Origin of the sequence: Shewanella sp. SM29, assembly GCF_025654245.1 — a bacterium.
Taxonomy (GTDB): Bacteria; Pseudomonadota; Gammaproteobacteria; order Enterobacterales; family Shewanellaceae; genus Shewanella; species Shewanella oncorhynchi.
On record NZ_JAKKRN010000008.1, the window covers coordinates 136,895 to 160,839 of the forward strand.

At 47.4% G+C, this 23,945-nt stretch carries 21 protein-coding genes, 1 tRNA gene and 1 pseudogene; 10 read left to right on the top strand and 13 right to left on the bottom strand.

Annotated elements, in window-relative coordinates:
* Positions 1-47: 47 nt before the first annotated feature.
* From L5L77_RS07860 to L5L77_RS07885, 6 genes are all read right to left on the bottom strand, one after another.
* Complete coding sequence (locus tag L5L77_RS07860; protein WP_263147234.1) at positions 48-1,511, bottom strand: MFS transporter; 1,464 nt, start codon at positions 1,509-1,511, stop codon at positions 48-50.
* 58 nt (positions 1,512-1,569) lie between these two features.
* On the bottom strand, positions 1,570-2,034 hold the full coding sequence (locus L5L77_RS07865) for an NlpC/P60 family protein (RefSeq protein WP_006083761.1): 465 nt from the start codon (positions 2,032-2,034) through the stop codon (positions 1,570-1,572).
* 136 nt (positions 2,035-2,170) lie between these two features.
* Positions 2,171-2,908: a sulfite exporter TauE/SafE family protein gene (locus L5L77_RS07870; protein WP_261272024.1), complete on the bottom strand. Its 738-nt coding sequence runs from the start codon at positions 2,906-2,908 to the stop codon at positions 2,171-2,173.
* A gap of 235 nt (positions 2,909-3,143) precedes the next feature.
* The gene (locus tag L5L77_RS07875; protein WP_263192174.1) at positions 3,144-4,388 is read right to left on the bottom strand and encodes an MFS transporter; all 1,245 of its coding nucleotides are present in this window, start codon (positions 4,386-4,388) and stop codon (positions 3,144-3,146) included.
* 107 nt (positions 4,389-4,495) lie between these two features.
* Positions 4,496-5,227, bottom strand: coding sequence for a LytR/AlgR family response regulator transcription factor (locus L5L77_RS07880; protein ID WP_263147244.1), 732 nt, complete (start codon positions 5,225-5,227; stop codon positions 4,496-4,498).
* A complete protein-coding gene (locus tag L5L77_RS07885) occupies positions 5,221-6,894 on the bottom strand; it encodes a sensor histidine kinase (RefSeq protein WP_317629578.1) in 1,674 nt (557 codons plus the stop codon). The genes L5L77_RS07880 and L5L77_RS07885 overlap by 7 nt, the downstream gene beginning before the upstream one ends.
* Before the next feature lie 584 nt (positions 6,895-7,478).
* On the opposite strand from L5L77_RS07885, the gene L5L77_RS07890 reads away from it, so the two are divergent.
* The 6 genes and pseudogenes from L5L77_RS07890 (at position 7,479) to L5L77_RS07915 (ending at position 13,883) form a co-directional block, all read left to right on the top strand.
* Complete coding sequence (locus L5L77_RS07890) at positions 7,479-8,402, top strand: pirin family protein (RefSeq protein ID WP_263192175.1); 924 nt, start codon at positions 7,479-7,481, stop codon at positions 8,400-8,402.
* Between the two features lie 297 nt (positions 8,403-8,699).
* Complete coding sequence (locus L5L77_RS07895; protein ID WP_105250906.1) at positions 8,700-9,746, top strand: ATP-binding protein; 1,047 nt, start codon at positions 8,700-8,702, stop codon at positions 9,744-9,746.
* Positions 9,747-10,420 (top strand): annotated as a pseudogene (locus L5L77_RS07900) (response regulator transcription factor).
* A gap of 32 nt (positions 10,421-10,452) precedes the next feature.
* Positions 10,453-11,154: a potassium channel family protein gene (locus tag L5L77_RS07905; protein WP_105250904.1), complete on the top strand. Its 702-nt coding sequence runs from the start codon at positions 10,453-10,455 to the stop codon at positions 11,152-11,154.
* A 1-nt stretch (position 11,155) separates the two neighbouring features.
* Complete coding sequence (locus L5L77_RS07910) at positions 11,156-12,520, top strand: TrkH family potassium uptake protein (protein WP_263164149.1); 1,365 nt, start codon at positions 11,156-11,158, stop codon at positions 12,518-12,520.
* Between the two features lie 151 nt (positions 12,521-12,671).
* A complete protein-coding gene (locus L5L77_RS07915) occupies positions 12,672-13,883 on the top strand; it encodes a DUF5677 domain-containing protein (RefSeq protein WP_263222513.1) in 1,212 nt (403 codons plus the stop codon).
* 309 nt (positions 13,884-14,192) lie between these two features.
* On the opposite strand, the gene L5L77_RS07920 is transcribed toward L5L77_RS07915, so the two are convergent.
* From L5L77_RS07920 to L5L77_RS07935, 4 genes are all read right to left on the bottom strand, one after another.
* The gene (locus L5L77_RS07920; protein ID WP_263222514.1) at positions 14,193-15,377 is read right to left on the bottom strand and encodes an NAD(P)/FAD-dependent oxidoreductase; all 1,185 of its coding nucleotides are present in this window, start codon (positions 15,375-15,377) and stop codon (positions 14,193-14,195) included.
* A gap of 185 nt (positions 15,378-15,562) precedes the next feature.
* Positions 15,563-16,579 (bottom strand): NAD(P)H-dependent glycerol-3-phosphate dehydrogenase, encoded by a 1,017-nt coding sequence (gene gpsA / locus L5L77_RS07925; RefSeq protein WP_220591593.1) that lies wholly within the window; start codon positions 16,577-16,579, stop codon positions 15,563-15,565.
* 4 nt (positions 16,580-16,583) lie between these two features.
* Entirely contained in the window at positions 16,584-17,069 is a 486-nt protein-coding gene (gene secB, locus L5L77_RS07930; RefSeq protein WP_006083777.1) for a protein-export chaperone SecB, read from the bottom strand.
* A 295-nt stretch (positions 17,070-17,364) separates the two neighbouring features.
* On the bottom strand, positions 17,365-17,799 hold the full coding sequence (locus tag L5L77_RS07935; RefSeq protein ID WP_105253030.1) for a rhodanese-like domain-containing protein: 435 nt from the start codon (positions 17,797-17,799) through the stop codon (positions 17,365-17,367).
* A 267-nt stretch (positions 17,800-18,066) separates the two neighbouring features.
* Between L5L77_RS07935 and gpmM the strand changes: the two genes are divergently transcribed.
* Genes gpmM through L5L77_RS07955 form a run of 4 tightly spaced genes read left to right on the top strand, consistent with a single transcriptional unit; the run spans position 18,067 to position 22,761 of the window.
* The gene (gpmM, locus tag L5L77_RS07940; protein ID WP_263222518.1) at positions 18,067-19,611 is read left to right on the top strand and encodes a 2,3-bisphosphoglycerate-independent phosphoglycerate mutase; all 1,545 of its coding nucleotides are present in this window, start codon (positions 18,067-18,069) and stop codon (positions 19,609-19,611) included.
* A gap of 10 nt (positions 19,612-19,621) precedes the next feature.
* Positions 19,622-20,755 carry a murein hydrolase activator EnvC family protein gene (locus L5L77_RS07945; protein WP_113941204.1) on the top strand — a complete coding sequence of 378 codons (1,134 nt, stop codon included), beginning with the start codon at positions 19,622-19,624 and terminating at the stop codon, positions 20,753-20,755.
* A gap of 32 nt (positions 20,756-20,787) precedes the next feature.
* Complete coding sequence (locus L5L77_RS07950; protein WP_263222520.1) at positions 20,788-21,996, top strand: S41 family peptidase; 1,209 nt, start codon at positions 20,788-20,790, stop codon at positions 21,994-21,996.
* A 9-nt stretch (positions 21,997-22,005) separates the two neighbouring features.
* Complete coding sequence (locus tag L5L77_RS07955; protein WP_263186874.1) at positions 22,006-22,761, top strand: divergent polysaccharide deacetylase family protein; 756 nt, start codon at positions 22,006-22,008, stop codon at positions 22,759-22,761.
* Here the strand turns inward: L5L77_RS07955 and L5L77_RS07960 are convergent.
* The 3 genes from L5L77_RS07960 to L5L77_RS07970 form a co-directional block, all read right to left on the bottom strand.
* The gene (locus tag L5L77_RS07960) at positions 22,736-23,191 is read right to left on the bottom strand and encodes an Rrf2 family transcriptional regulator (RefSeq protein WP_105250838.1); all 456 of its coding nucleotides are present in this window, start codon (positions 23,189-23,191) and stop codon (positions 22,736-22,738) included. The genes L5L77_RS07955 and L5L77_RS07960 overlap by 26 nt on opposite strands.
* Positions 23,192-23,213: 22 nt before the next feature.
* On the bottom strand, positions 23,214-23,468 hold the full coding sequence (locus L5L77_RS07965) for a YkgJ family cysteine cluster protein (RefSeq protein ID WP_131525655.1): 255 nt from the start codon (positions 23,466-23,468) through the stop codon (positions 23,214-23,216).
* 335 nt (positions 23,469-23,803) lie between these two features.
* Positions 23,804-23,880 (bottom strand) — tRNA-Asp (locus L5L77_RS07970).
* Positions 23,881-23,945 lie beyond the last annotated feature (65 nt).

Sequence of the window (23,945 nt, forward strand, 5' to 3'; positions counted from 1 at the left end):
GCAAATAGTACACGGCTTAAATGGGTCGTGCACCTGCAAATCTAGGCTTACTGCGCAGTTTCGCTATCATGATCTTTTAATGCCGTCGCAGGGGATAAAAAACCGACTATCGCGGCGCACAATGCCACACCCGCAGCGGCCATAAATCCATATTGGAAGGCGTGATGCACCACCTCTGTCGGCAGAGTTTTAATGGTGGCGATGCCAAGCTCTGAACCCTTGAGTGGCAGCAGACTATAAAGCAGCACACTAAATAACGCAGTGCCGATAGCGGCGCCCATAGAACGACATAGCGACACCATAGCCGTGATCTGGCTGAGTCGCGCCTTGCCCGACACGCTCTGCACCACGAGCTGCACACTCGGCATCACAGTCCCTAGCCCTATTCCGACCAATACACCTAAGCCGCCGATCACATTGGCATTGGGCGGAACAAAACTAATCAATAACAAGCCGATAAAAGCTAAGCTCATGCCAAAGGTCGGTAACCACTTAGGCGCCACATCTTTGCTTAACAGTCGGCCTGCTATCGTCGAGCCAGTGACGATACCGAAGGTCATAGGCAAGAGCAGTAAACCAGTTTTAGCGGGATTAGTATGTAAGCCCACCTGCAGATAAATCGGCAGGAAGAAGATCATCGCAAACAAACAGGCCGCAAACAGCGCCGCCGTTAGCAGTGGCATATACACGGCCTTCTTCGCCAGTAAATCTAACGGCAGAAACGGACTCGCCAATCGCCGTTCCCACAATAACAAGCCTAAAATGCCAACTACCACAAAGACGGCAAAACCTAAGCTGGTCGCAGAAAGCCAAGCAAACTCTTGCCCCGCCATAGATAACCAATACAACAGCGCGGTGATAATAGCCGGAAACAAGACCACGCCCACTAAATCAAACTTGCCTTGGCGAACGGGTTTAACGCTGCGCTTATGTAAGCCATTGAGCCGCCATACGGCCAGCATAGCCAGTGGAATATTCGCCCAAAACAGCCAATGCCACGAATAGGCATGCACCACAATCCCGCCAATCACAGGGCCGCCGACACTCGCGAGGGTAAACATAGCGGCAAAATAGCCTTGGAAACGCGCCCGCTGCCGAATGGGCACTAACTCACCAATTAAGGATTGGGACAAACTCATCAAACCGCCACCGCCCATGCCCTGCAAGATACGTCCGGCGATCATGTGGTCCATAGTGCCTGCACTCGCCGAAACGATAGAGCCCAGTGCAAAAATCACTAAGGCGATCATCAGGATTTTCGCGCGACCGAAGTTATCTCCTAACCAGCCATAAATCGGCACAGAAGCAGCCATCGCCAGCATATAGCCGATAGTGATCCACGAGGCTTGGCGCAGACCGCCAAGATCTTCAACTATGGCTGGCGTCGCCGTCGCGAGTAAGGTTTGATCAACCGCGGCCAAAAACATGGGCAAGAATACGGCGGAGAAAATGGCGAGGAAAACAGAAGTAGGTAAAGGGTCACTCTGGGATAACGCAGGCTCTAAGGACATATTGTCTCCGCTAACTCATCAGCCCAAGTGCAAAAAGAAAGTGCATAAAGAAGATGTGCTAAATTCGCCGTGCATTCCAATACTTAGACGCCCAATAACTGTTATGCAGGCTCGAAATCTTCACCCCTTGGCTAGTGGAAACATGGAGAAAATTATCGTCTCCCACATAAATGCCGACATGGTGTGTGCTCCAACCTGTCTTGAAAAATACCAAGTCGCCCTTGCGCAGTTGATTTCTCGGCACAGGTTTCCCTAGGGCTTGCTGTTCTTCAACCGTGCGCGGCAGTGTCATACCCAACATCTTCTGATAGGCGACCGACACAAAGGCCGAGCAATCTATGCCCCGCTTAGTGCCACCGCCTAAACGATAGGGCACACCGCGCCACTCAGAATGCAGTTCGGAGATATTGCTATCGTTCCAAACCGTGGCGGGTTCAACTTGCTTTACCACAGGCTTAGGTTCTGGCGCGCTAGCACAAGCGCCAAGGCCTAAGGCTAAGATAACTATCAGTAATCGTTTCATAGCTTCAAACTCATTGCAGGCAGATTTCACAGTAACGTAATTTTGAGTTTTTATCAGGTAAATTCAGGGCGGCTGGGGATCAAAATGCCCCAACACCCGCGCACTCTAGCAGACTAATGTAACCCAAAGCTTAAAACTATAACGCCGTCCACAATAAACGCACGCCCACCAGCACCATTAAAATCAAGATGATGCGCTTAAATAACCTGTCGTTAATTTTATCTTGAATAAACAAACCTAGCTTTACCCCTAGCCATGCCAGCGGCACCAGTAACAGAGAAACTAAAATATTCTCTTGGTTAATCTGCCCAAGCAAACTGTAGGGGATAAGCTTGACCAGATTTACCACAGCAAAAAACACCACGGCAGTGGCTAAAAATTCTGCCTTAGCCAAACGCAGCGGCAACAAATAAGCGTTGAGTGGCGGCCCGCCCGCATGGGCAACAAAGCTCGTAAATCCGGCGGTTAAGCCACACAAGCGCCCAACCAGAGGTGAAGGTGATGCTTGAGTTTTATCCCCAAGGATCAAACCATACAAACCAAAACCTAAGGACACACAGCCTAGAATCACCCGTAAGTAATCTTCGTTTAATCGATCGAACAACAGATAAGCGATAAAAATCCCCACAACCGCCGCGGGCAATAGTATCCATAAATGACGCGGATTATGTTGCCCCCACCATGATCGTACACTTAAAAAATCCATATAAATCAGCAGTGGTAACATGACTGCTGCCGCTGTAGCAGGGCTAATGGCCAGCGCCAATAGCGGGACAGTTAATCCGCCCACGCCACCCGCAAAACCTGATTTAGAAATCCCAGTAATCAATACTGCAGGTATCGCCACCAACCAAAAAAGAGGGTCCGTTAACATCAACACATCCTGAATAACGCTTTAAGGCTATCAAGTTACCTGTTGTTGGTGTGATAAAAAAGAGGCTGCACTGAGCTAACATCAAAAGTGTAATCACATAGATAAGTCAGCGAGCCTAAACGTGAGTAACAACCTCGCCCATAAAATACGGGATAAACAGTAAAAAATCCGCAGCCATTTGGCTGCGGATTTTTTATGTTAGCTTTTGGCTAAAGAAGAAAAGCTTAGCTTGCGCCTATGCAGATTCAGCCGTCATATTCACTAAGCGAGATGTACTCTTAGTCACTCTCTTAGCTGACGCAGGAATTTTGGGCTCTGGCATACGAATGGTTAATGACATGACTAACGCCACCACCAGTAGCACTAAAATCACGTTAAAGGTTGCAATAAATCCACCAAATAACGAGGCGACAATCGAACCGATAATACTGCCGATACCGAAACCTAAGTAGATAACGCCATAGTTTTTAGTCAGGTTATTCAGGCCGAAGAAGTCGCTCACCAGTGATGGATAGACAGTAATAGTGCCACCAAAGCTAAAGGCAACGCAGGCGACCGCGACGAAGAACAGGTTAGCATTCAAAGGAATGAACAACAGTAACACCATACCGACTAAGGTGATGATCTGCGCCAGCGAAATAACCCGAATGCGGGGGATTTTGTCCGACAGAATACCCAGCACTAAACGACCACTGAGGTTCGCCATAGCAATCACAGCAACAGCATTGGCGGCGACCAGTACAGGCAAGTCGACCATCTTCTCGCCGATATCTTTAGCCACACCAATCACATACAAACCACTCATACAGGCAGACAGGAACATCAGCGCCAGCATCCAGTATTGCGGCTTACGCATGGCTTCTGCGAGGGTGAAGTCGCGGCTTTCGGCCTGCTGACTTGCGGCTGATTGTGCAGGCGCATCTTTCATCAACATACCGCCACATAACACCAGCGCCATGGCGATCAGGCCCCACAGTTGGAAGGTGGTTTCAAGGCCAGTGTTTTCGAGTAACAGCACGTTAATGTATTTAAATCCGAGGCTACCTAGACCATAAGCGCCAATCGCTAACGCCGAAATCAGCCCTTTGCGTTCGGGGAACCACTTCACGCAGTTAGACAAGGTCATCAAGTAGCCAGTGCCATCGGCAAAGCCCACTAAAATCCCTGCGCACAGGTAAAGCATCATCAAGTTACTGGCTTGGGCAGTGAGTAAGAATCCAACGCCGAGTAACAGGCCTGCGCCTAAGGTGACATTACGTACGCCAAAACGTTCCTGTAATTTGCCCGCCATGGAAGATGCCACGGCCAAAGACAAACTCAGCAAACCAAACACAAATGCCACTTGGCTGACGGGTTCGTCGAGCTTAACGGCCAACTGCGCATTGAACAGGCTCCAAGTGTAAACTGAGCCGAGTGCAAACTGGGTGATAATAGTACCAACTAAGGTCAGGTACCGAGTACGGTTCATCTCTTTAGTCATGATGCATCTCGCTTTAGGGGATCAGGAATTGAGTCCACTATAAGAGAGATGCGATTCGCGCCGATCAATTAAGGCATGAAATACAGATCTGCAGGAATGAATGACAATTACAGCCTCATCAGCTGTCGAAAAGCCTTAATATTACTACGGCTAACGGGCACCTCGAACGACAAATCATGCAAGCGGATCAGGTAAGTACTATTGAACCAAGGCACGATTTCGCGGATCTTGTTGATATTGACGCAATAGGAACGGTGACAGCGGAAAAAGCCTTCAGCAGGCAAACGGCTGACAAACTCACTGATGGTCATCTGCATCACATAACGGTCGGAGCGGGTGTACACATAAGTGAGTTTTTCATCGGCCTCGGCATAATAAATTTGCTCGCAGGGCGTGACGATAATCCGCTCACCTTTGACTAAATTCACGGTTCGACTGGTGTTGCTCGCGGCCTCATGTTGCGGCTTTGGTGCTTGTCGTCCCACCTGTTCAATCTTCTGCAATAAGCTGATGATCCGCGGTTCATTGTAGGGCTTGAGAATATAATCGAAAGCTTCGAGCTCAAATGCTTCTACTGCAAATTCTTTATAGGCAGTAACAAACACCACATGGGGAGGATGGGTCGATTTATGCAGATTCTTCGCCAACAAGAGGCCATCAATGGACGGTATTTGGATATCCAAAAACACCACATCGACCTCGTGATCCTGCAAATATTTAAAGGCCTCTAAGCCATCCTCGAAGCTAGCCACTATGTCTATCTCACTGTGGCTCTTCACTAAATACTCTAGCTCCTCACGGGCGAGATATTCATCTTCAACTATGATGGCTTTTAACATACTTGCGCCTCATTTTCCGGTAAGTAAAAACTGACTTCAGTCCCCGGCTCGAGCCGTTTAAGCTGCAAACCTTCGCCGTACAATAACTTCACTCTCTGGTGCACATTCATCAGCCCGATACTGCTGCTTTCTACACGGCCAGCAGCTACACCATCAATCACCTCTTGGCGGATCCCATAGCCAGTATCGCGCACGGCGACGCGAATGCCTGCATCGAGTTTTTTCACTTCTATCGTCACTCTGCCCGGTGCACTACGCGGCTGAATGCCATGCAAAATCGCGTTTTCCACCAGCGGCTGTAACAAGAGGCAAGGTACACAAAAATGCACATCGTCGACATCGAAGATCACTTCAAGCTTGTCGCCAAAACGCGCCTGCTCGATCGCCACATAATCACGGACTTGCTTCACTTCTTCTTGGATATCAATCAGCTCATCGCCTTTAGCCAAGTTATAGCGCAGATAATCGGCCAGATTAGCAATCAACTGTCGCGCCTGCTGTGGCCGAATACGGATCAAAGAAGAAATCGCATTGAGGGCATTAAATAAAAAATGTGGATTAATCTTGCTCTGCAACGCCGTAAACTCCGCCTTGCGGGTCATCTCTTGCAGTTGCTCGATACGCGACACTTCCATCTGGGTCGAAATCAGCTGCGACAAACCCACAGCCATCTCCCGCAACGAGCTAGTGATACGATAGGTATTGCGATAGTAAATCTTCAGCGTGCCACTCACAGTGCCGTTTTCGCGCAGCGGGATTATGATGACCGAATGAAAATCCGATAAATGATATTGGCGTAAGTCATTGTTAATAATGTTTTGATCTTGCTCTATCGCCCTTTGAGTCATTTCGCTAATCGCTTGATGACCATCGACCTCGTAGTAATCTTTGCCAACGCCCATATAGGCTAATACATCGCGAGTATCGGTAATGGCCACGGCATCGGCGTGGATTTCATTACGGATCACACCGCACACTTGCTCTAACGCATGACGATCAATTTTGCGGAAGAAAGGTAAGGTTTTGTTGGCAATATCCAGCGCGAGCTTGGCCTGCTTGGCGGCAATGAGCTCTTTCTCATCGTCGAGGTCTTGCACTAGCTTGATAATCAGTCCGATACACACAGTGCCCGCAATCATGGGATAGGCAATGTGACTCACAATCTCTACACCCACCTGGTGCGGCTCTGTCAGCAGCCAAATCAACAACATGGTCAGTGTTTCACACAACATGCCAGCCACAATGCCATAAATCCATAACTTAGATTTGGGGCATTTGTAGTAAATCCAGGTAGCCATTAGACCGGCAATAATGCTGGCGATTAAACACGGGATAGAAGTATCGCCATCCATATCAATCAGATATCTATGCAGCCCCGACAACACGCCCGCGGGAATGCCGACCCAAGGGCCAAATAAAATCCCGCCGGAAATAATCGCAATAATCCGCACGTTAACCAGCGCGCCTTCAACCTCAATACCGGTATAAGTACTGAACACCGCAAATAAGCAAAATATCGCCGCCACAGAGACCAGCTCTGCGGGGGTGTGATTACGCTTTTGGAATAAACGCTGGAACGGTCGAGTGCGGGTTAAAAAGAACAAGGTCATCAGCATCAAGGCCGCCCGTTCAAATACCGCCAGTAACATCATTTGATTTTCGAGCACGCTTTCCCCTTGATCTATCACGCTGAATCACAGCCCAACGTTATATTTACCAATGATATATTTATGAGTGTTAAGCCTGTACGCTGAATGGATTAGGGTGAAGACAGGCTTTGCCGCCAACACAAGCTCCCATAAAAGATAGACTCGATTTTGCAGATCCAACGTAAGACATGGATGATAAAAATCACCGAGCCCCAAACTTGTCAAACACTCGTATTTAGGCTCGAGTAAAACATCAAACGCTAATGCCCACATAAATACAGGCTTGCTAAAGTAAAGGACAGATAAAAGTCCCATTCACGCGGGCTCAGTCACACATTCGTACTTGAATTAGGCTATCAAAGTGTATCGAAGGACAATTTGAAGATCCTAAAACACGTTAAGTTAACCACTAAAAAGTGCAATTGCCCTCTATCAGGTCACTGCCACAATTTGCAAAATCGACTGGAATACCCGAAGCTAAAACCTTCGGCTCGAATGCAATATGAGATCACCCCCATGCGAGATTCTAGGTTCACACTTAGCTGCGCTGAACCGAGCCAAACTGAACTGAGCATGCCCTAGTAATGGAATAAGGAGCGAACATGAGTGAACTACAAGCACAGTTTTATGGTGGCCCTAAGGAATGTCCTATTGAAAATGGCCGCATTCAAGCTCAACGGATAGCCCCTAAAATCAGTGATGTCGGCGGCATACCTGTCGCACGGGCTATTCCACAAAAAGAGCGCCGCCTTATCGGCCCTTGGTGCTTTCTCGACCATATTGGCCCAATCACCGACGGCCCGCAGTTAAACGTCGGCCAACATCCACACATTGGATTGCAAACCTTTACTTGGATGCTCGAAGGCGAAATCATGCACAGGGACAGCCTCGGCAGTGCTCAAGTGATCCGCCCAAAACAAGTTAACCTGATGACAGCCGGACACGGCATAGCCCACACCGAAGAGTCGATAGCGGGTCATCACACTATGCACGCAGCCCAACTATGGATAGCCTTACCACTGGAACACAAAGATACCACTCCGAGATTCGATCACTACCCAGAGCTGCCGACTTGGCACGAGTCAGGCGTCGAATTCACCCTACTGATTGGCAGTTGGCATCATAAACAGGCGCCCACATTACACTTCTCACCTATCGTTGCTATCGATCTGTTTGCCGCCCATGACGCTGAACTCACTCTGAATCTCGACCCTAGTTTCGAATATGCCCTCATGCCACTGGAAGGCCGCTTCCAAATCGAGGATGACAGTTTTGATAATAACCACCTCGCCTACCTTGGCATGCTACGCGAAACCATTACCATAAAACTCGAGGCGGGTTGTCGAATACTGCTGATTGGTGGTGCGCCACTGGCTGAGCCTGTCAGCATTTGGTGGAACTTTGTCGGCCATAGCAAAGATGAAATAGTCAAAGCACAGACAGATTGGGAAGCCGAAGATCCCCGCTTCGCCGCTGTTACTGGCTATAGTGGCAAACGCTTAGTGCCCCCACCAATACCTTGGTGATGCTTAACTCAATGACGGACAACTCAATGACAGGCAGGTCAATAACTCTGGGTTAGTGGTGGATAAGCGCTTTGGCATCTTACGTAATGGCCTGCGCCAGGGTTAAGGCTTACAACATAAGTGTATGCGGTAAGCCTTATCATTCACCCAAAGTGTGATGTGAACAAGCTCGATTTGCCTAAGCTAAGTGCAAGCTAAACCACTCACAAGGTTACAAATTTTACGACATTTTTACGCGCTATCTTAAAATGCCTTTGCTAAAGTACAGGCACTTTCTTTATATGCGTCTTTCTATTCATGACTTCATCCATAGCGGCTCCCATGACACAATACTGGCGCTCGCACCCGACTTTATTTACCTTCATAGTGCTAGTGACGGCCATTTTCAGCAGCGCCTTTATCGATCACTTTTCAAACTCGACTATCGCCGTACTGCTGATTTTACAATTGGCCGTAGTGGCCGTAGCCCTACAATGCAACGCCAACTTGGCCTATTTTGCAGCAGTGTTTGAGGCGACCAGCTTTAATTTTCTATTTACCACACCACGTTATTCACTACAGATGTTTAATCTTGAGGACATTCTCAATCTCAGTGTGTTTCTGCTTGTCGCCCTCACCACCAGCAAATTAGCCGAACACTATCGACGTCAGCAAGATGCTCTCGAACAAGCTCAGTTACGCAACAGTATTTTGCTGTCGGTTTCCCACGATTTACGCACCCCACTCGCCACTATCATAGGCACGCTCACCACCTTAAAGGAATACATGCCTAAGCTCAGCCCAGACCAAAAGGATGAGCTGATTGATAGCGCGGCCGCCGAAAGCCATCGCCTGCACCAATATATCGAAAACCTGCTGCAAGCCACTAAGTTACAACACGGCGCCCTCAAGTTTAGCTTGAGTGAAGACGCAATAATGAATGTATTGCATCAAGCTATTGCCCGTTTTCCAGCCACGCAGCCGCGCATTATCATCAAGAGTGAGGCCGATCTACCGTCACTGATGATCTGCAGCTCATTGATTGAGCAAGCTATTTTTAATGTATTGGATAATGCGCTGCGCTATTCGCCTTCTGATAAGCAAGTCATAGTAAAGGCGTATCAGCAGGGCGATGCGTTACTGTTAGATATCCAAGATGAGGGTCTTGGCATAGAACCCGCTCAGGCGCAGGCAATTTTTGAACTCTTTTATCGCCAGCATCCCTCAACCGATAGCGGCTCGGGCCTTGGGCTTGCTGTTGCTAAGGGCATAATTACCGCCCATGGTGGCCAGATCAGCGCCGAACCTGTCGCTCATGGCAGCCTTATTCGTATCGCATTGCCGATAAAAAAGGGAGAGGAATAAATGGCTTATAAGGTGCTGGTCGTCGATGACGAAGCGCAAATCCACACTTTTATGCGGATATCGTTAGAAGCGGAAGGATTCGAATATCATGGCGCCGCCTCGATTGCGTCAGCCCTAGCGCAATATCATGCGCAGCAGCCACACGTGTTAGTGCTCGATCTTGGACTACCCGATGGTGATGGCATCAGCTTGCTGCAAACCCTACGTCAGAGTGACAAAGTGCCGGTGCTTATCTTAACCGCCCGCGATCAAGAGGAAGAAAAAATTCGTCTTTTGGAAGCAGGCGCCAATGACTATCTCAGCAAGCCATTTGGGATCAGGGAGTTAATCGCGCGCATCAAGGTTTTAGTCCGCGATTTAGTCGATGAACCGCCATTAAGTGATTTACTGCAGTTTGGCGCACTTAAGTTGCAAAAAAGTACCCACCAGCTTTGGCTCGATCAGCAAGAAATCGCCTTAACCAAAAAGGAGTTTGCCCTGATGGAGACCTTAATGTCTCACCCTGGTCAGCTCGTTAAACAAACTGAGTTACTACGGGATATTTGGGGTAAAACCCATCAAGAAGACAGTCATTATCTGCGGATCTTAGTCAGTCAGTTACGTAAAAAACTCAATGACAGCAGCTCATTAAGACAGAAGCGGGCCTAGGTTATCGCTTAACAAACAATAGATAAGCATTTGTTATAAAATAGAAAAGGATATTTTAATGGCACATTTTACCGTTATTGGCTTAGGGCGATTTGGTGTCGCCGCTAGCCTAGAATTGATCCACTTAGGCCACACGGTCACTGGCGTGGATAGTGACCCTAAAATGGTGGAAAAATACGTAGAAGACTTAACCGAAGCGGTTATTTGTGATTGTTCCGACGAAGCCGCACTACGTGAGCTAGACCTCGCAAACAGTGAAGCCGTTCTGGTCGCAATTGGCGAAGATATGCAATCAAGTTTGCTGTGCACCTTGGCACTGAAAAATCTGGGAGTAGAAGTCATTTGGGTCAAGGCCAGCACTAAAGCCCATCACACTATCGTCTCTAAACTCGGCGTCGCCCGCATCATACATCCAGAGGAAGAAATGGGCATACGTGTCGCCCAGTCACTCAACTATCCTATGGTGAACAATTTCCTGCCGATTGGTGATGGTCTCTATGTAGTCGAAATCCATATCAAGCCTCACCTTGATCAAACTACTGTCAGCCAACTACTCGGCGCTGCACAGGATGATGTTAAAGATGATGCAAAAAGCAATGTGATACGCAATCCTAAAGGCAAAGTCGCCGCCATTATGGTTAAGCGGGATCTGACGGTTTTCAGCAAAATTGATAGTCAATTTATCCTGCAAACGAATGACGCCTTACTGCTCTGCGGTAGCCGTACTGAGCTCAAATACCTAGCGCCAAGGTTGGTGTAACTTGGTTCAATGGCATCCCTCCATCATGGCGATTGAGCATAAACCCAAGTCGACTAAAAAGCTGTTAGGCGCACCGCCCTTCATCCTAAGCGTGAGCTTTGCATTGTTGATCATCTTAGGCACTTGCTTACTCAAACTGCCCATAGCAACCGAATCGTCTATTACGTGGCTACAAAGTCTGTTCACGGCCACCTCGGCAGTAACAGTTACAGGGCTGGTTGTTGTCGATACTGGCACTGTTTTTACGCCCTTTGGGCAAATCGTCATAGCGCTGTTAATTCAATGCGGTGGACTTGGGCTGATGACCTTTGCCATTGTCACCTTGATCGCCATTGGCGGCAGAATTGGTTTTTTACACCAAACAGTCGCAAAAGAGGCTTTTAATCAAACAGATACATCTACTCTAGTGTCAACGGCAAAATCAGTGTTAGTGTTTTCCTTATTGGTTGAAGCCGTAGGCATGGCCATTCTTTCCGTGTACTGGAGTCAGGAACTCGGCTGGCAAACCAGCTTATTCCACGGTTTTTTCTACACCATCAGCGCTTTTAACAACGCAGGTTTTGCCCTCAGTGCCGACAGCCTAATGCCCTATGTTGCCGATCCTGTCATAAATCTCACCATCACGGGCCTGCTCATCATAGGTGGCCTTGGATTCTCGGTGTGGATAGATCTTCGTAGGAACAAACGTTGGTCAAAACTCAGCGTTTACAGTCGTATGATGATCACAGGCACTATAATTATCAACGCCGTCGCCGTAATTGCGATTTACTTTATTGAGTACAACAACCCCAATACCTTGGCGCCCTTAAGCGAACTCGGTAAATGGTTAGCCTCATGGTTTCAAGCCGTTACACCGCGTACCGCAGGCTTTAATACACTAGCAATTGACCAACTCGAAGATGGTACAACGCTACTCATGCTGGTATTGATGTTTATCGGCGGCGGCTCCCTAAGCACTGCCAGTGGCATTAAGGTGGTCACCTTTATGGTGCTCATCTTGGCCACTTATGGCTATTTACGCCGCGACGAAGCCATTTATGTGTTTAAGCGCGAGATCCCCAAAGACACTGTCAGCAAAGCCTTGGCGCTGACCATGATCTCCATTGGCGTCACTTGGCTAGCCATCTTCGCACTGGTATTAAGTGAAAACGCACCGTTAATTGATATCGTCTTTGAGGCCGTATCGGCACTGGGCACAGTCGGTTTGTCCCGCGGTTTAACCGGCAACTTAACCACTCTAGGCCAAGCCATCATCATTTTTATAATGTTCATGGGTCGCCTAGGCCCACTCGTACTCGCCTACTTCCTCGCCAGCCCAAGGACCAAGAAACTGCGCTACGCAGAAACCAAATTGGCGATTGGGTAAGGATTGATTGGTGGCACAACAAATTCAATAATCGCCCACAAAAAATGGCATAAGGTAAAAATCCCCGAATAACAGATGTTGTTAACCAGACGAGTACATGCTGTGATATCGAAAGTACCAGAAGATATTTCTAATACTAGGAGTAACTTAAGTGACAGACGAAACACCAACAGCCCTAACACACGATGAGATAGTTAATTTATCCTCCCTAGGTGACGAGCCAAGCGATGACTATATGCGCATTGTCGATATGTTGGACAATGTTGTTCGAGAGTGTATGTACGTGTCACGGAGCTATAGTGGGATAGCATCCCCAAGTGCCAAACACTACTATTCATCAGTCTTATTCACGGCACTTGTGACCAAGGGAGTGACTCTTGCTCAAATCATGCCCTTCACTCCTTGGGTGGATAAAAAAATTGAGCACTGGGATTACGCTTCTGCTGCTGGAATTACTCGAACTATGCTAGAGCTTAGGATCGCGTTTTACTATTTGTGCACTGAAGAATGTGATGAAAAAGAATGGGAGTGTCGTTGGAATATATTTAATCTCCACGACTGCACCTCTCGTATTCGCATGTTCACTGCGAGTGAAAGCAATGAAGAAGTAGAAAAGTTGTCGCAGGTGGCCGACGAAATACGTGAGCGAATAAAGGCGAACCCATTCTTTGAAACCTTGCCAGAGAAAAAGAAGAAAACTGCTTTGCATGGGCAATCAGCTTATCTTTTTCCGCTTGAGGACATAGCTGAGAAGGCTGGAATTGAGAAGGTCCTATTTAGGTGGTTGTACGTTCTTCTTTCATCTCACGTCCATGCGTTGCCGATGTCGTTCTTTCGCATCGGTGAGGAGCGCGGCAGAGGATTGCCTACGCCAGTAGAGGAAGGTTATACATCAATATGTTTGTCACTTGCATCCACATTCCTCGTGAAGACGCGTGATGAGGTTCATTCCTTGTTCCGAGATTACAAAGCAAGGGCTGATGAAATAATTGAGCGCGAAAACCGGAAAGCTATAGAAGCCATAGAAACCTTGGAGGCTAAGACAAAGGCCACAGCTTCTGACGGCATGAAGGTCGGCGAGACGAAATTATTGCTCTCCACTAAAACAATGACCATTGAAGCTACTCTAGTGCAGGAAGATACAATAGAGGTATATTATCGAGATGCTAAAACAGGAGCACTTGTGCTGCAAAGCACCGAGACGGAAGCGGGAACATATCTCGACCTTTACGATCTCTACTACTGGACGTTCATGTTGAATGGTGAACGAGTAAGCAATGATCAAATGGGCTTCATTGACAGTAATGATTTTGCGTTCAAAGCTGACCCATACACAAGAACACTACATTTCAAGTGGGGCTAAATATCAACCGCTTTCCATGCTTCGGTGGGGTAGATAGCTTTTAATCAACACTGATAACTATGTTTTTTAAGTAAATTATCAGTTCAACAGTTGCTAAGATTGCAATTGTTGAAACAGTGACCGTTGGCGACATGGATGACGCCGTCGAGCCTATATGGACACATTCACGGCGTGTCACTAAGGGAACAGTGGCAATTCATCCTGCACACCTAACGACAACGTTATCTGGCTTTTGAGTTGGCCAGAAGATTGGCTTTGATGAGTTCAAACAGTCAGAGTTTTAAACTCATTACTCTTGCAAGTTAGAGACTAAACCGCTTGTCCTGCAGCCACGCCAGATGCCCAGGCCCATTGAAAATTAAACCCGCCTAACCAACCACTTACGTCCATGACTTCACCGATAAAGTAGAGTCCTGCGACTTTGCTGGCTTCCATGGTTTTGGATGACAACTCATGACTATCGACGCCACCTAATGTCACTTCGGCGGTGCGGTAGCCTTCAGTACCGTTCATCAATACTGTCCAGCGGTGGAGATCATCCACAAGTTTTGCGCGCTCGGCGTGAACTAGCTGATTTAAGGCTTTGTTCAACAAAGCTTCATCGAATAGCACTTCAACCAGCCGTTTAGGTAACCACTGGCTGAGGGTGTTACGCAGGCTTTGCTTAGGGTGCGCGGAGAATTGTTGCTCTAGCAATTGCGCCAAATCCATATTCGGCAAGAGATCGATTTCTATGGTTTCGCCCGCTTTCCAATAGTTGGAAATCTGCAAAATTGCAGGGCCAGATAAGCCACGGTGAGTGAATAGCAGCGCTTCGCTAAATGCAGTGCCATCTTTGGCGGTAATGCGGCTCGGTACAGCAATGCCCGACAAGGGTTCGAAACGAATTTTATCTTCACTGTGCCATGTAAAAGGCACCAGACCAGCGTGAGTTGGCAATACTTTTAGGCCAAACTGCTCGGCCAGTTGATAGCCGTAAGGCGTGGCGCCGAGTTTAGGCATGGATAAGCCACCCGTGGCGATAACCAGTGAGTCGCAGCTCAGTTCGCCGTTAGAAGTATTGAGCTCAAAGCGCCCTGCCTCGGTCTTTTTAACGGCCAGAATATCGGTGCGCAGCTTAATCGTCACGCCCGCCCATTCACACTCGGTCAATAGCATAGTGACTATCTCTTTGGCCGAGTCATTGCAAAACAGTTGGCCGTGATCGCGTTCATGGTATTCAATGCCGTGACGCTCGACCATTTCAATAAACTGCTGCGACGGATAACGCGCGAGTGCCGATTTAACAAAGTGGGGATTACCACAGAGGAAATTAGCGGGCTCAACTTTAAGGTTAGTGAAGTTACAACGGCCACCACCGCTAATAAGAATTTTACGCCCCGCTTGCTTAGCATTATCAAGTACGAGTACATCACGGCCTCGGTAACCCGCTGTCGCTGCACACATTAATCCCGCGGCGCCGGCTCCGATAATAATGACATCATGATGTTTCACGCTCTTACTCCACACAGATAAATTGATTGGTATTGGCTGCCAACAGGCAGTTTGCTGACTCACGAACCTTTAGCAAGCAAGTCAGTAACCGCTAAACGGAGCAAAGATAAGCTCAAACGTTAGGCACAAAAAAGGGCGCTATTTTAGCACCCTTTCCTTTATTCAGCATCATCACGGCTCGCGGTTTATTGCGCCGGCGTTTCTGATTTCTTTTCTCTGCTGAGCAATTCTTTCGCAGCATCGACGGGCGATTTACCTTGGTACAAGACTTGGTAAATCTGCTCAGTGATTGGCATTTCAACCCCAAGGCGTTTCGCAAGCGTAAACACTTCCTTGGTATTGCGATAACCTTCAACCACTTGGCCGATTTCAGCCTGTGCCGTCATCACATCACAGCCTTTACCTAAGGCTAAACCGAAACGACGGTTACGGGATTGGTTGTCGGTACAGGTCAATACTAAGTCGCCTAACCCCGCCATGCCCATAAAGGTGGCCGCATTGGCACCTAAGGCTTCGCCTAAACGCGTCAATTCGACTAAACCACGGGTAATCAAGGCTGTTCTGGCATTCGCACCAAAGCCGATACCGTCGGACATGCCCGCGCCAATCGCGATCACGTTCTTTACCGCGCCGCCCAGTTGCAGTCCGGTAAAGTCGTCATTGGCGTAAACCCGCAAACGTTTAGGGCTGTGTAACAGCTCGACGAGATCGTTGGTGAATTTAGGACAAGTGCCCGCGACCGAAATGGCCGTAGGTAAACCCATGGCGAGTTCTTTCGCGAAGGTCGGCCCAGATAACACCGCCAGCGGATATTGCTCACCTAACACATCACGGGCCACATCTTGCAGCAAACGTCCGGTTTCAGGTTCGAGCCCTTTCGTTGCCCATACGATACGCGCATCGCTACGGAGTAACGGTTTAGCTTGCTCAAGCACAGTACCAAACACATGGCTTGGCACGACCACTAACACATTGTTGCTGGCGGCTAAGGCCTTGGCTAAATCGGCTTCGATCTGTAAACAATCAGGAAACGCAATACCAGGCAAAAAAGCTTGGTTGCACTTGTCTTGAGCGAGCGTTTGCATGTGGGCAGGATCGTGTCCCCATAACAAGGTCTTATGACCGTTGCTGGCTAAAGAAATGGCAAGGGCGGAGCCATAAGAGCCCGCCCCTAATACCGTGATATCGGCAGAGTTTTTCATGTAATTAAGCGTTAGCTTCTTCGGCAGCTGGTGCAGTCGCAGCAGCTTGACGTTGTTGCACGTATTGGGCAAACAGCGCGTCGAAGTTAACAGGTGCTAAGTTCAGTTGTGGGAAAGTACCACGACCAACTAAGCTGCCCACGGTTTCGCGAGCATATGGGAATAGGATGTTAGGGCAGTATGCACCTAATGAATGCGCCAGTTGTGGCTCAGTCAGACCAGTGATAGAGAAGATACCGGCTTGTTGTACTTCACATAGGAAAGCGGTATCGCCACCGTTTTGTGCAGTCACAGTTAAAGACAGGACAACTTCATACACATCATCAGCTAATTTAGCGCTGCGCGTGTCTAAATCTAACTTAACTTCTGGGTTCCATTCTTTTTGGAATACCGCTGGGCTGTTAGGCGTTTCGAAAGACACATCTTTAGTGTAAACACGTTGGATGTTGAATTGTGGGGCTTGTTGTTCGTTGTTTGCTACTTCAGCCATAATTTCCTACCTATCCTATCAATGTTGTATCGGCTTTTCGTTGAAAGCCAATTATTATTTGAAAGCCAATTACTATTTGAACGTAAATTGGCTCGGGGCTTATGTTACTCAAGGCCTATATCAGATCTCGGTATCATCCCAACTTGTACCCATATTCGGGTATCGATCGAACCAGTCTAAAAACTTACATTAAGCCCTTAGCGACCGTAGGATCAGTATGCCAAACAATGATGACTTTATTACTGCACTATCCTGTGGATTGAGTGCAGCTTAAATCATAACTGCCGCCGACAACTTATCTTTTGCTTTTTGAAACAGGCATATTTGCTGCCTGCCATTCACCCATACCACCTTTCAAGTTGTACAGGTTTTCAAAACCTTGCTTACTCAAAAGCTGAGCGGCTTGAGACGAGGTCATGCCAGCATTGCATACCAATATAATGGGACTGGCTTTATACTTTTCAAGGGCTGATATCTGATTATTTTTAATATCGGCGAGCGTAACGTTAAGTGCATCAACAATATGGCCCTTGCGGAACTCGTCATTCGAGCGCACATCAACCACTTTAGCATCCTGTCTATTCACCATAATCGTTAATTCTTGATGAGAAATACTTTTGATTTTTGACATGCTCGATTTGATGATACTCGCGACAAGCACAACAAATAATCCCACCCAAGCCAGACTGAGCATTGAGTGAGCTTTAAAAAATTCGATATATTCTTGCATGATGATTGCCCGCATAAATGGCGAAAATTCGATAAGGGCACAGAGTATACCGATTGCCTTGGCAGAATGCAGCAGTTTAGTCACAGTTCGAGATCGCACTTTTAGTGCAATTGACTCTGTACTTGTCACAAGCCACTCACAGAATCGGGCGAATTAGTGATTCGATGACCTTAATCGGGGTAAAGCGCTTTTTCATACCCCGCTAACGTAGTAATATTTGACCAATTTCAGATTTCTATCGCTTCTATAAAACTTAAAGGTATCACTATGACGACAGCTAAACGTCCGCTCGCGTTGTTGATCCTCGATGGCTGGGGCTACCGTGAAAACACGCATAATAATGCGATTTTCCACGCCAAGACTCCGGTACTCGACCGTCTCAACGCTAAATATCCCCATAGTTTGATTTCAGGTTCTGGCTTAGATGTTGGCTTACCTGATGGCCAGATGGGAAATTCTGAAGTTGGCCATATTAACTTAGGCTCTGGCCGTGTGGTTTATCAAGAACTCACTCGTATCAGTAAAGCCATTGCAGATCATGAGTTTGAAAAAAAACCTGCACTATGTGATGCGGTAGACTCAGCCATCAAAGCTGGCGGAGCAGTACACATTATGGGCTTGCTTTCTCCCGGTGGCGTCCACAGCCATGAAGAGCATATCGAAGCTATGTGCCGTATGGCCGTTGCGCGCGGTGCAACTCAGGTTTATCTGCACGCTTTCCTCGACGGCCGCGATACGCCACCGCGCAGCGCTAAGGGTAGCTTGAGCCATTTTGATGATCTGTTTACTACATTAGGCCATGGCCGTATCGCATCGATTATTGGTCGTTACTTTGCTATGGACAGGGATAATCGTTGGGATCGCGTGTCGCAAGCCTACGATTTAATCACCCAAGGCAAGTCAAAATTCCAATACGACAATGCCGTTACAGCATTGGAAGCGGCTTACGAACGTAACGAAAACGACGAATTCGTTTCTTCATCGGCGATCACAGATGCCAACGGTCAAGTTGCGACCTTAAAAGACGGCGATGCCCTGATTTTTATGAACTTCCGTGCTGACCGCGCCCGTCAAATCACCCGTAGCTTTATTCACCCAGATTTCGATGGCTTCGAACGCGCTGTTATGCCGAAAATGCACTTCGTCACTTTGACTGAGTATGCTGGCGACATCACAGCCCCTATCGCTTATCCATCTGAAAACTTAGTGAATACCTTAGGTGAAGTGCTGCAGAAACAAGGTCGTACTCAGCTGCGTATCTCTGAAACTGAGAAATACGCCCATGTGACTTTCTTCTTTAACGGCGGTAAAGAAGAGCCATTCGAGGGAGAAGATCGCATCCTAATCAACTCGCCTAAAGTGGCAACTTACGATCTACAGCCTGAGATGAGTTCAGCTGAGCTGACTGACAAGTTAGTCGCAGCAATTGAATCAACCAAGTACGACGTGATCATCTGTAACTACCCCAATGGTGACATGGTTGGCCACACAGGTAATTTCGATGCCGCCGTTAAAGCTTGTGAAGCTGTCGACGCTTGTATCGGCCGTGTGGTTGATGCGCTGGCGAAAGTGGGCGGAGAATGTATTATTACCGCCGACCACGGCAATGCCGAGCAAATGACCGACGAAACCACAGGTCAGGCTCACACGGCCCACACCAGTGAACTCGTGCCTTTCGTCTTTGTTGGACGCGATGCGACCATAGATGAAGGTGGTAAACTCAGCGATGTTGCACCTACCATCTTGACATTGATCGGCGAAGCCATTCCAGCTGAGATGACGGGCAAACCCTTAATCCACATAAAAGAGTAACCGTTACCTAGTGAGCACTCGACTCCTTGTTAAAGCCAGCATTATTGCTGGCTTTATGATGTTATCTTTCTCGGCACACGCTTCTGATTTGGAGAAGCGTAAGTCCGAGTTAAAATCAATCCAAACGCAAATAAATCAACAACAAAGCGCATTAAAAACCACCAGTAAACAAAGAGAAAAACTGCTGTCATTGCTGCGTAGCGATGAAGAAGCGATTGCGTCAGCTGCCAAAAAAGTCAACAGCACTAAAAATAGCTTAGCGCAAATCGACACTAAACTTGCCGAGCTAAAACAACGTCAAGATGAGTTAGAAACGCTTAAAGTGACTCAACAACAAACACTGTCGAAACAGCTATCGAGCGCCTATCTTGCCGGTAATCACGATTACACTAAGATGATGCTTAATCAGCAAAGTCCCGCCACTATCGAGCGTATGTTGGCTTATTACCAATACCTCAATAAAGCGCGGATGAAGTCGATCAACGAATTAAAGCAAACCTTGACCGAGCTAGATGAGATCAAGGTGTCGCAAACGAGTAAGCAAAAGCAATTAACGAAACTCGTGGCCGAACAACAAGTACAAGCTAAACGTTTGAGCCAAGAGCAAGATCAGCGTCAACTGACCATCAAAGAGTTGCAACGTACCTTAAATTCTAAGGGTGCAGAGCTCGAACAGTTGCAAATTGAAGAGGCCAGCTTAAAGCGTGTCGTTGAACAAGCGCTGCGGGCCATGAAAGATAATCCCTCGATGGAAGGCTTTGGTAAACAAAGTGGCAAACTTAAATGGCCGACAAAAGGTCGTGTGAGTGCTAGCTTTGGTAGCCAACGTTCCGGTCAAGTCGTGTGGAAAGGCACTATGTTGTCTGCACCAGAAGGGCAAAATATTCGAGCCGTTTCAGGTGGTAAAGTCATTTATGCCGACTGGTTACGCGGTTTTGGTCTTGTTATGGTCATCGATCACGGGAAAGGTTATATGAGTCTTTACGGTCACGCTCAAACCCTACTAAAAAGCCCTGGTGAGATGGTAAAAAGCGGTGAAGCGATTGCTTTAGTCGGACGTTCAGGTGGACAGAGCGAGCCTGGCCTATACTTTGAAATAAGGCATAAAGGGCAAGCCGTCGATCCAGCGAAATACTGTCGCTAATCATAACGGTCCCCTTATCACAGGGGACCGTTATGAAATACATGATCCGCTATATCAGTTGCGTTGGATTAGGTCTCACTTTAGGCCTATCCATCAGCCTCTCCAGCCAAGAGAACGCGAAATCCTACCGCGACAACTTTGACTATCCATTACTACAAGATGTACTTGAAACGGTTGAAACTTACTATATCAAAACCGTTCCCAAAGAAGAGCTAGTGCAAGCCGCCATCAAAGGCATTTTTGAACATCTCGACCCCTATTCCAGCTTCTTGAATCATCAAGAATTACTCGATCTTAAAGATTCTAATCGCGGCGAGTATTTTGGTTTCGGTTTCGAAGTCGCGGCCCAAAAAGACCACATCAGCATCATAGCCCCCTTTGCCCATTCTCCCGCAGAGCAAGCGGGAATACGTGCGGGCGATATTATTATTAAACTTAACGACACCCTGGCGACTGAAACGAATCTAGCCGATATCCTTACTGAAATAAAAAGACATAGTCTCAATAATCAGAGCATTAACTTAGAGCTAAAACACAGTAATGACGATGCCACCTTTAAAGTGTCACTCAAGCCAAGCAATATCACTATAGAGTCGGTCAGCACTCAACTGCTTGATGGCAATATTGGCTATGTCAGATTAAGCAACTTCCAAGAAAACTCTAACGAAGATATGGTGCGCTCGCTCAGCCAATGGCAAAAAAAACCGCTCACAGGACTTATCTTAGACCTACGTAATAATCCCGGCGGCCTACTCGACCAAGCGGTTAAAATTGCGGATCTATTTCTCGCCAAAGGACGCATAGTCTCGACCTCTGGCCGCTTCTTCGACGCCAACTCTGACTACTATGCCTCACCGCAAACCATGCTGACTAACGTGCCTATGCTAGTGTTAATCAACAAAGGCTCGGCCTCTGCATCCGAAGTTCTCGCCGCCGCATTACAAGAAAATGGTCGTGCCAAACTCTTAGGTGAGACCAGCTTTGGCAAAGGTACAGTACAAAGCCTGATCCCAATTTTAGAAGATGGTAACGCGATTAAACTCACAATTGCCCAGTACAATACTCCTAGAGGTGAAAACATTCACAACATAGGGATCATCCCCGACATAAAAATTGCCGCCGAAACTGGTTCCGGCGTTGGTAATTTAGCTATAATCGACGCCCTATCAGCCCATGCATCACTGGCCCAAGATCACCAAGTGACCTCTGCCATTGCATGGATACAGCACCATGATGAATAAGAAGAAATTGTGCGCTTACTTTATTCCTTGGCCCTATTGGCCCTAAGCATTTCTCAAAGCTATGCTGCCCAGCTTGCACTCATTATTGATGACATAGGTTATCGTCATACAGATAAAGCCGTGCTGGCACTGCCCAGTACAGTAACACTCTCAGTATTACCTCATACCCCACTTGGCAAAGAACTCGCTAACGCAGGACACCAAAAAGGCCACGAAATTATGCTACATCTTCCCATGCAGGCGCTTAATGGTAAGACATTAGGGCTGGGGGGATTAACCAATACGATGACTGAGGCACAAATTCGCACCAGTGTTATTGATGCGATTAACAGCGTTCCCTTTGCCAAAGGTGCCAATAACCACATGGGGAGTCTATTAACTCAACTAGACGATCCCATGCTCTGGGTCATGGAAACACTCAAACAAGAGCAGCTGTATTTTGTCGATAGTATGACAACACGATTCACTAAGGCAGGGGATAACGCAGATAAGCTAGGCATTCCTTTACTAAAACGCCAACTGTTTCTAGACAATGATACCAGTACCAATGCACTCGAGAGACAATTTAACTTAATGATAAGTCAGGCACATACCCAAGGTAGCTTGGTGGTGATTGCCCATCCCTATCCAGAAACTATGCGCTTCTTAGAGGCTAACCTACACAGACTTAAAACCGAGGGGATTGATCTAGTGCCAGCATCGAGTTTGCTCCCCATCGGTATTGCACTTAAAAGTGGTACTAATCCAGTTGCAGTACTGAAATAGAAAAGTCTGGCAGCAAGGCGACTAACTCATCACGGTTACTCACAATATCCAGCAAAGTATATTGATCCAGCACATTCAAATAAGCTTCAACAGCCTGAGCTAACACGCCTTTAAGCTTACAGGCTGGTGTAAATCGGCAGTAAGGTTTGCTGCAATCAATAGGGGCGAGTGAGTTTTCTAACACTCGAACTAACTGGCCTAGGTTAATCTCACTCGCAGGCTTACCCAAACGGAAACCGCCCATCTTACCGCGGATGGTTTCAAGGTAACCCATCTTGCCTAAATGATGCACTATCTTAGAGACATGATTTGGTGACAGATCAAACACCTGCGTAATTTCAGCAATCCTAAATAAAGTTGTTCTATCTGGCTGAACCGCTAAATACATCAGGGTACGAACGCCAAAATCGGTATAACGAGTTAACTGCATATTTCACCTGTCAGCGATAAACTTAATGAGAGGTCTGAGATTCGAGTTGAGTAATCAACCAAATCGCCTCTTCGTTTGAATGACCACAAACATCTTCAGATGCATCGAAATCACTACATACCGCAGGACGATCAGGCGAGCCGAAAATCAAACATAAATTGGCATCGCTCAATTGCACACAACGCTCACCCGCCGCCTTACCCTTTGGCATACCCGGAATACTGCTGCTTATTGAAGGCGCAATACAACAAGCACCACACCCAAGACGACAATTCATTTTCGTTACTCATGAAAGACATAAGGCATTATACCGTTTAATTTGTCCGAGATCAGTGTCACAGGTCAATACTGCCGAGTCGCGCACAGGAGGTTTTCAGAACGTGAAAGAAACACTATCGATAAAGTGGAATAAAGATCGGCAAAAAAGTAGGTTTTGATTTTTAACATTGAAGCGAAAGCGTCATATTCTGATAAGGATTTCGTCTACATGATGGCCGAGTATGATGATAACCATGTACTTCGAGCCCGAAGCATTAGCGTCACTGACACGAATTATCCACGACGCCATAACGAAAAAAGCCTCATCTTTCGATGAGGCTTATCTCTTAATGTTGGCGGAGCGGACGGGACTCGAACCCGCGACCCCCGGCGTGACAGGCCGGTATTCTAACCAACTGAACTACCGCTCCTTTAGCTTAACGTCTACACGTTAACCTAAATTAGGCGCTTGGCGATGACCTACTCTCACATGGGG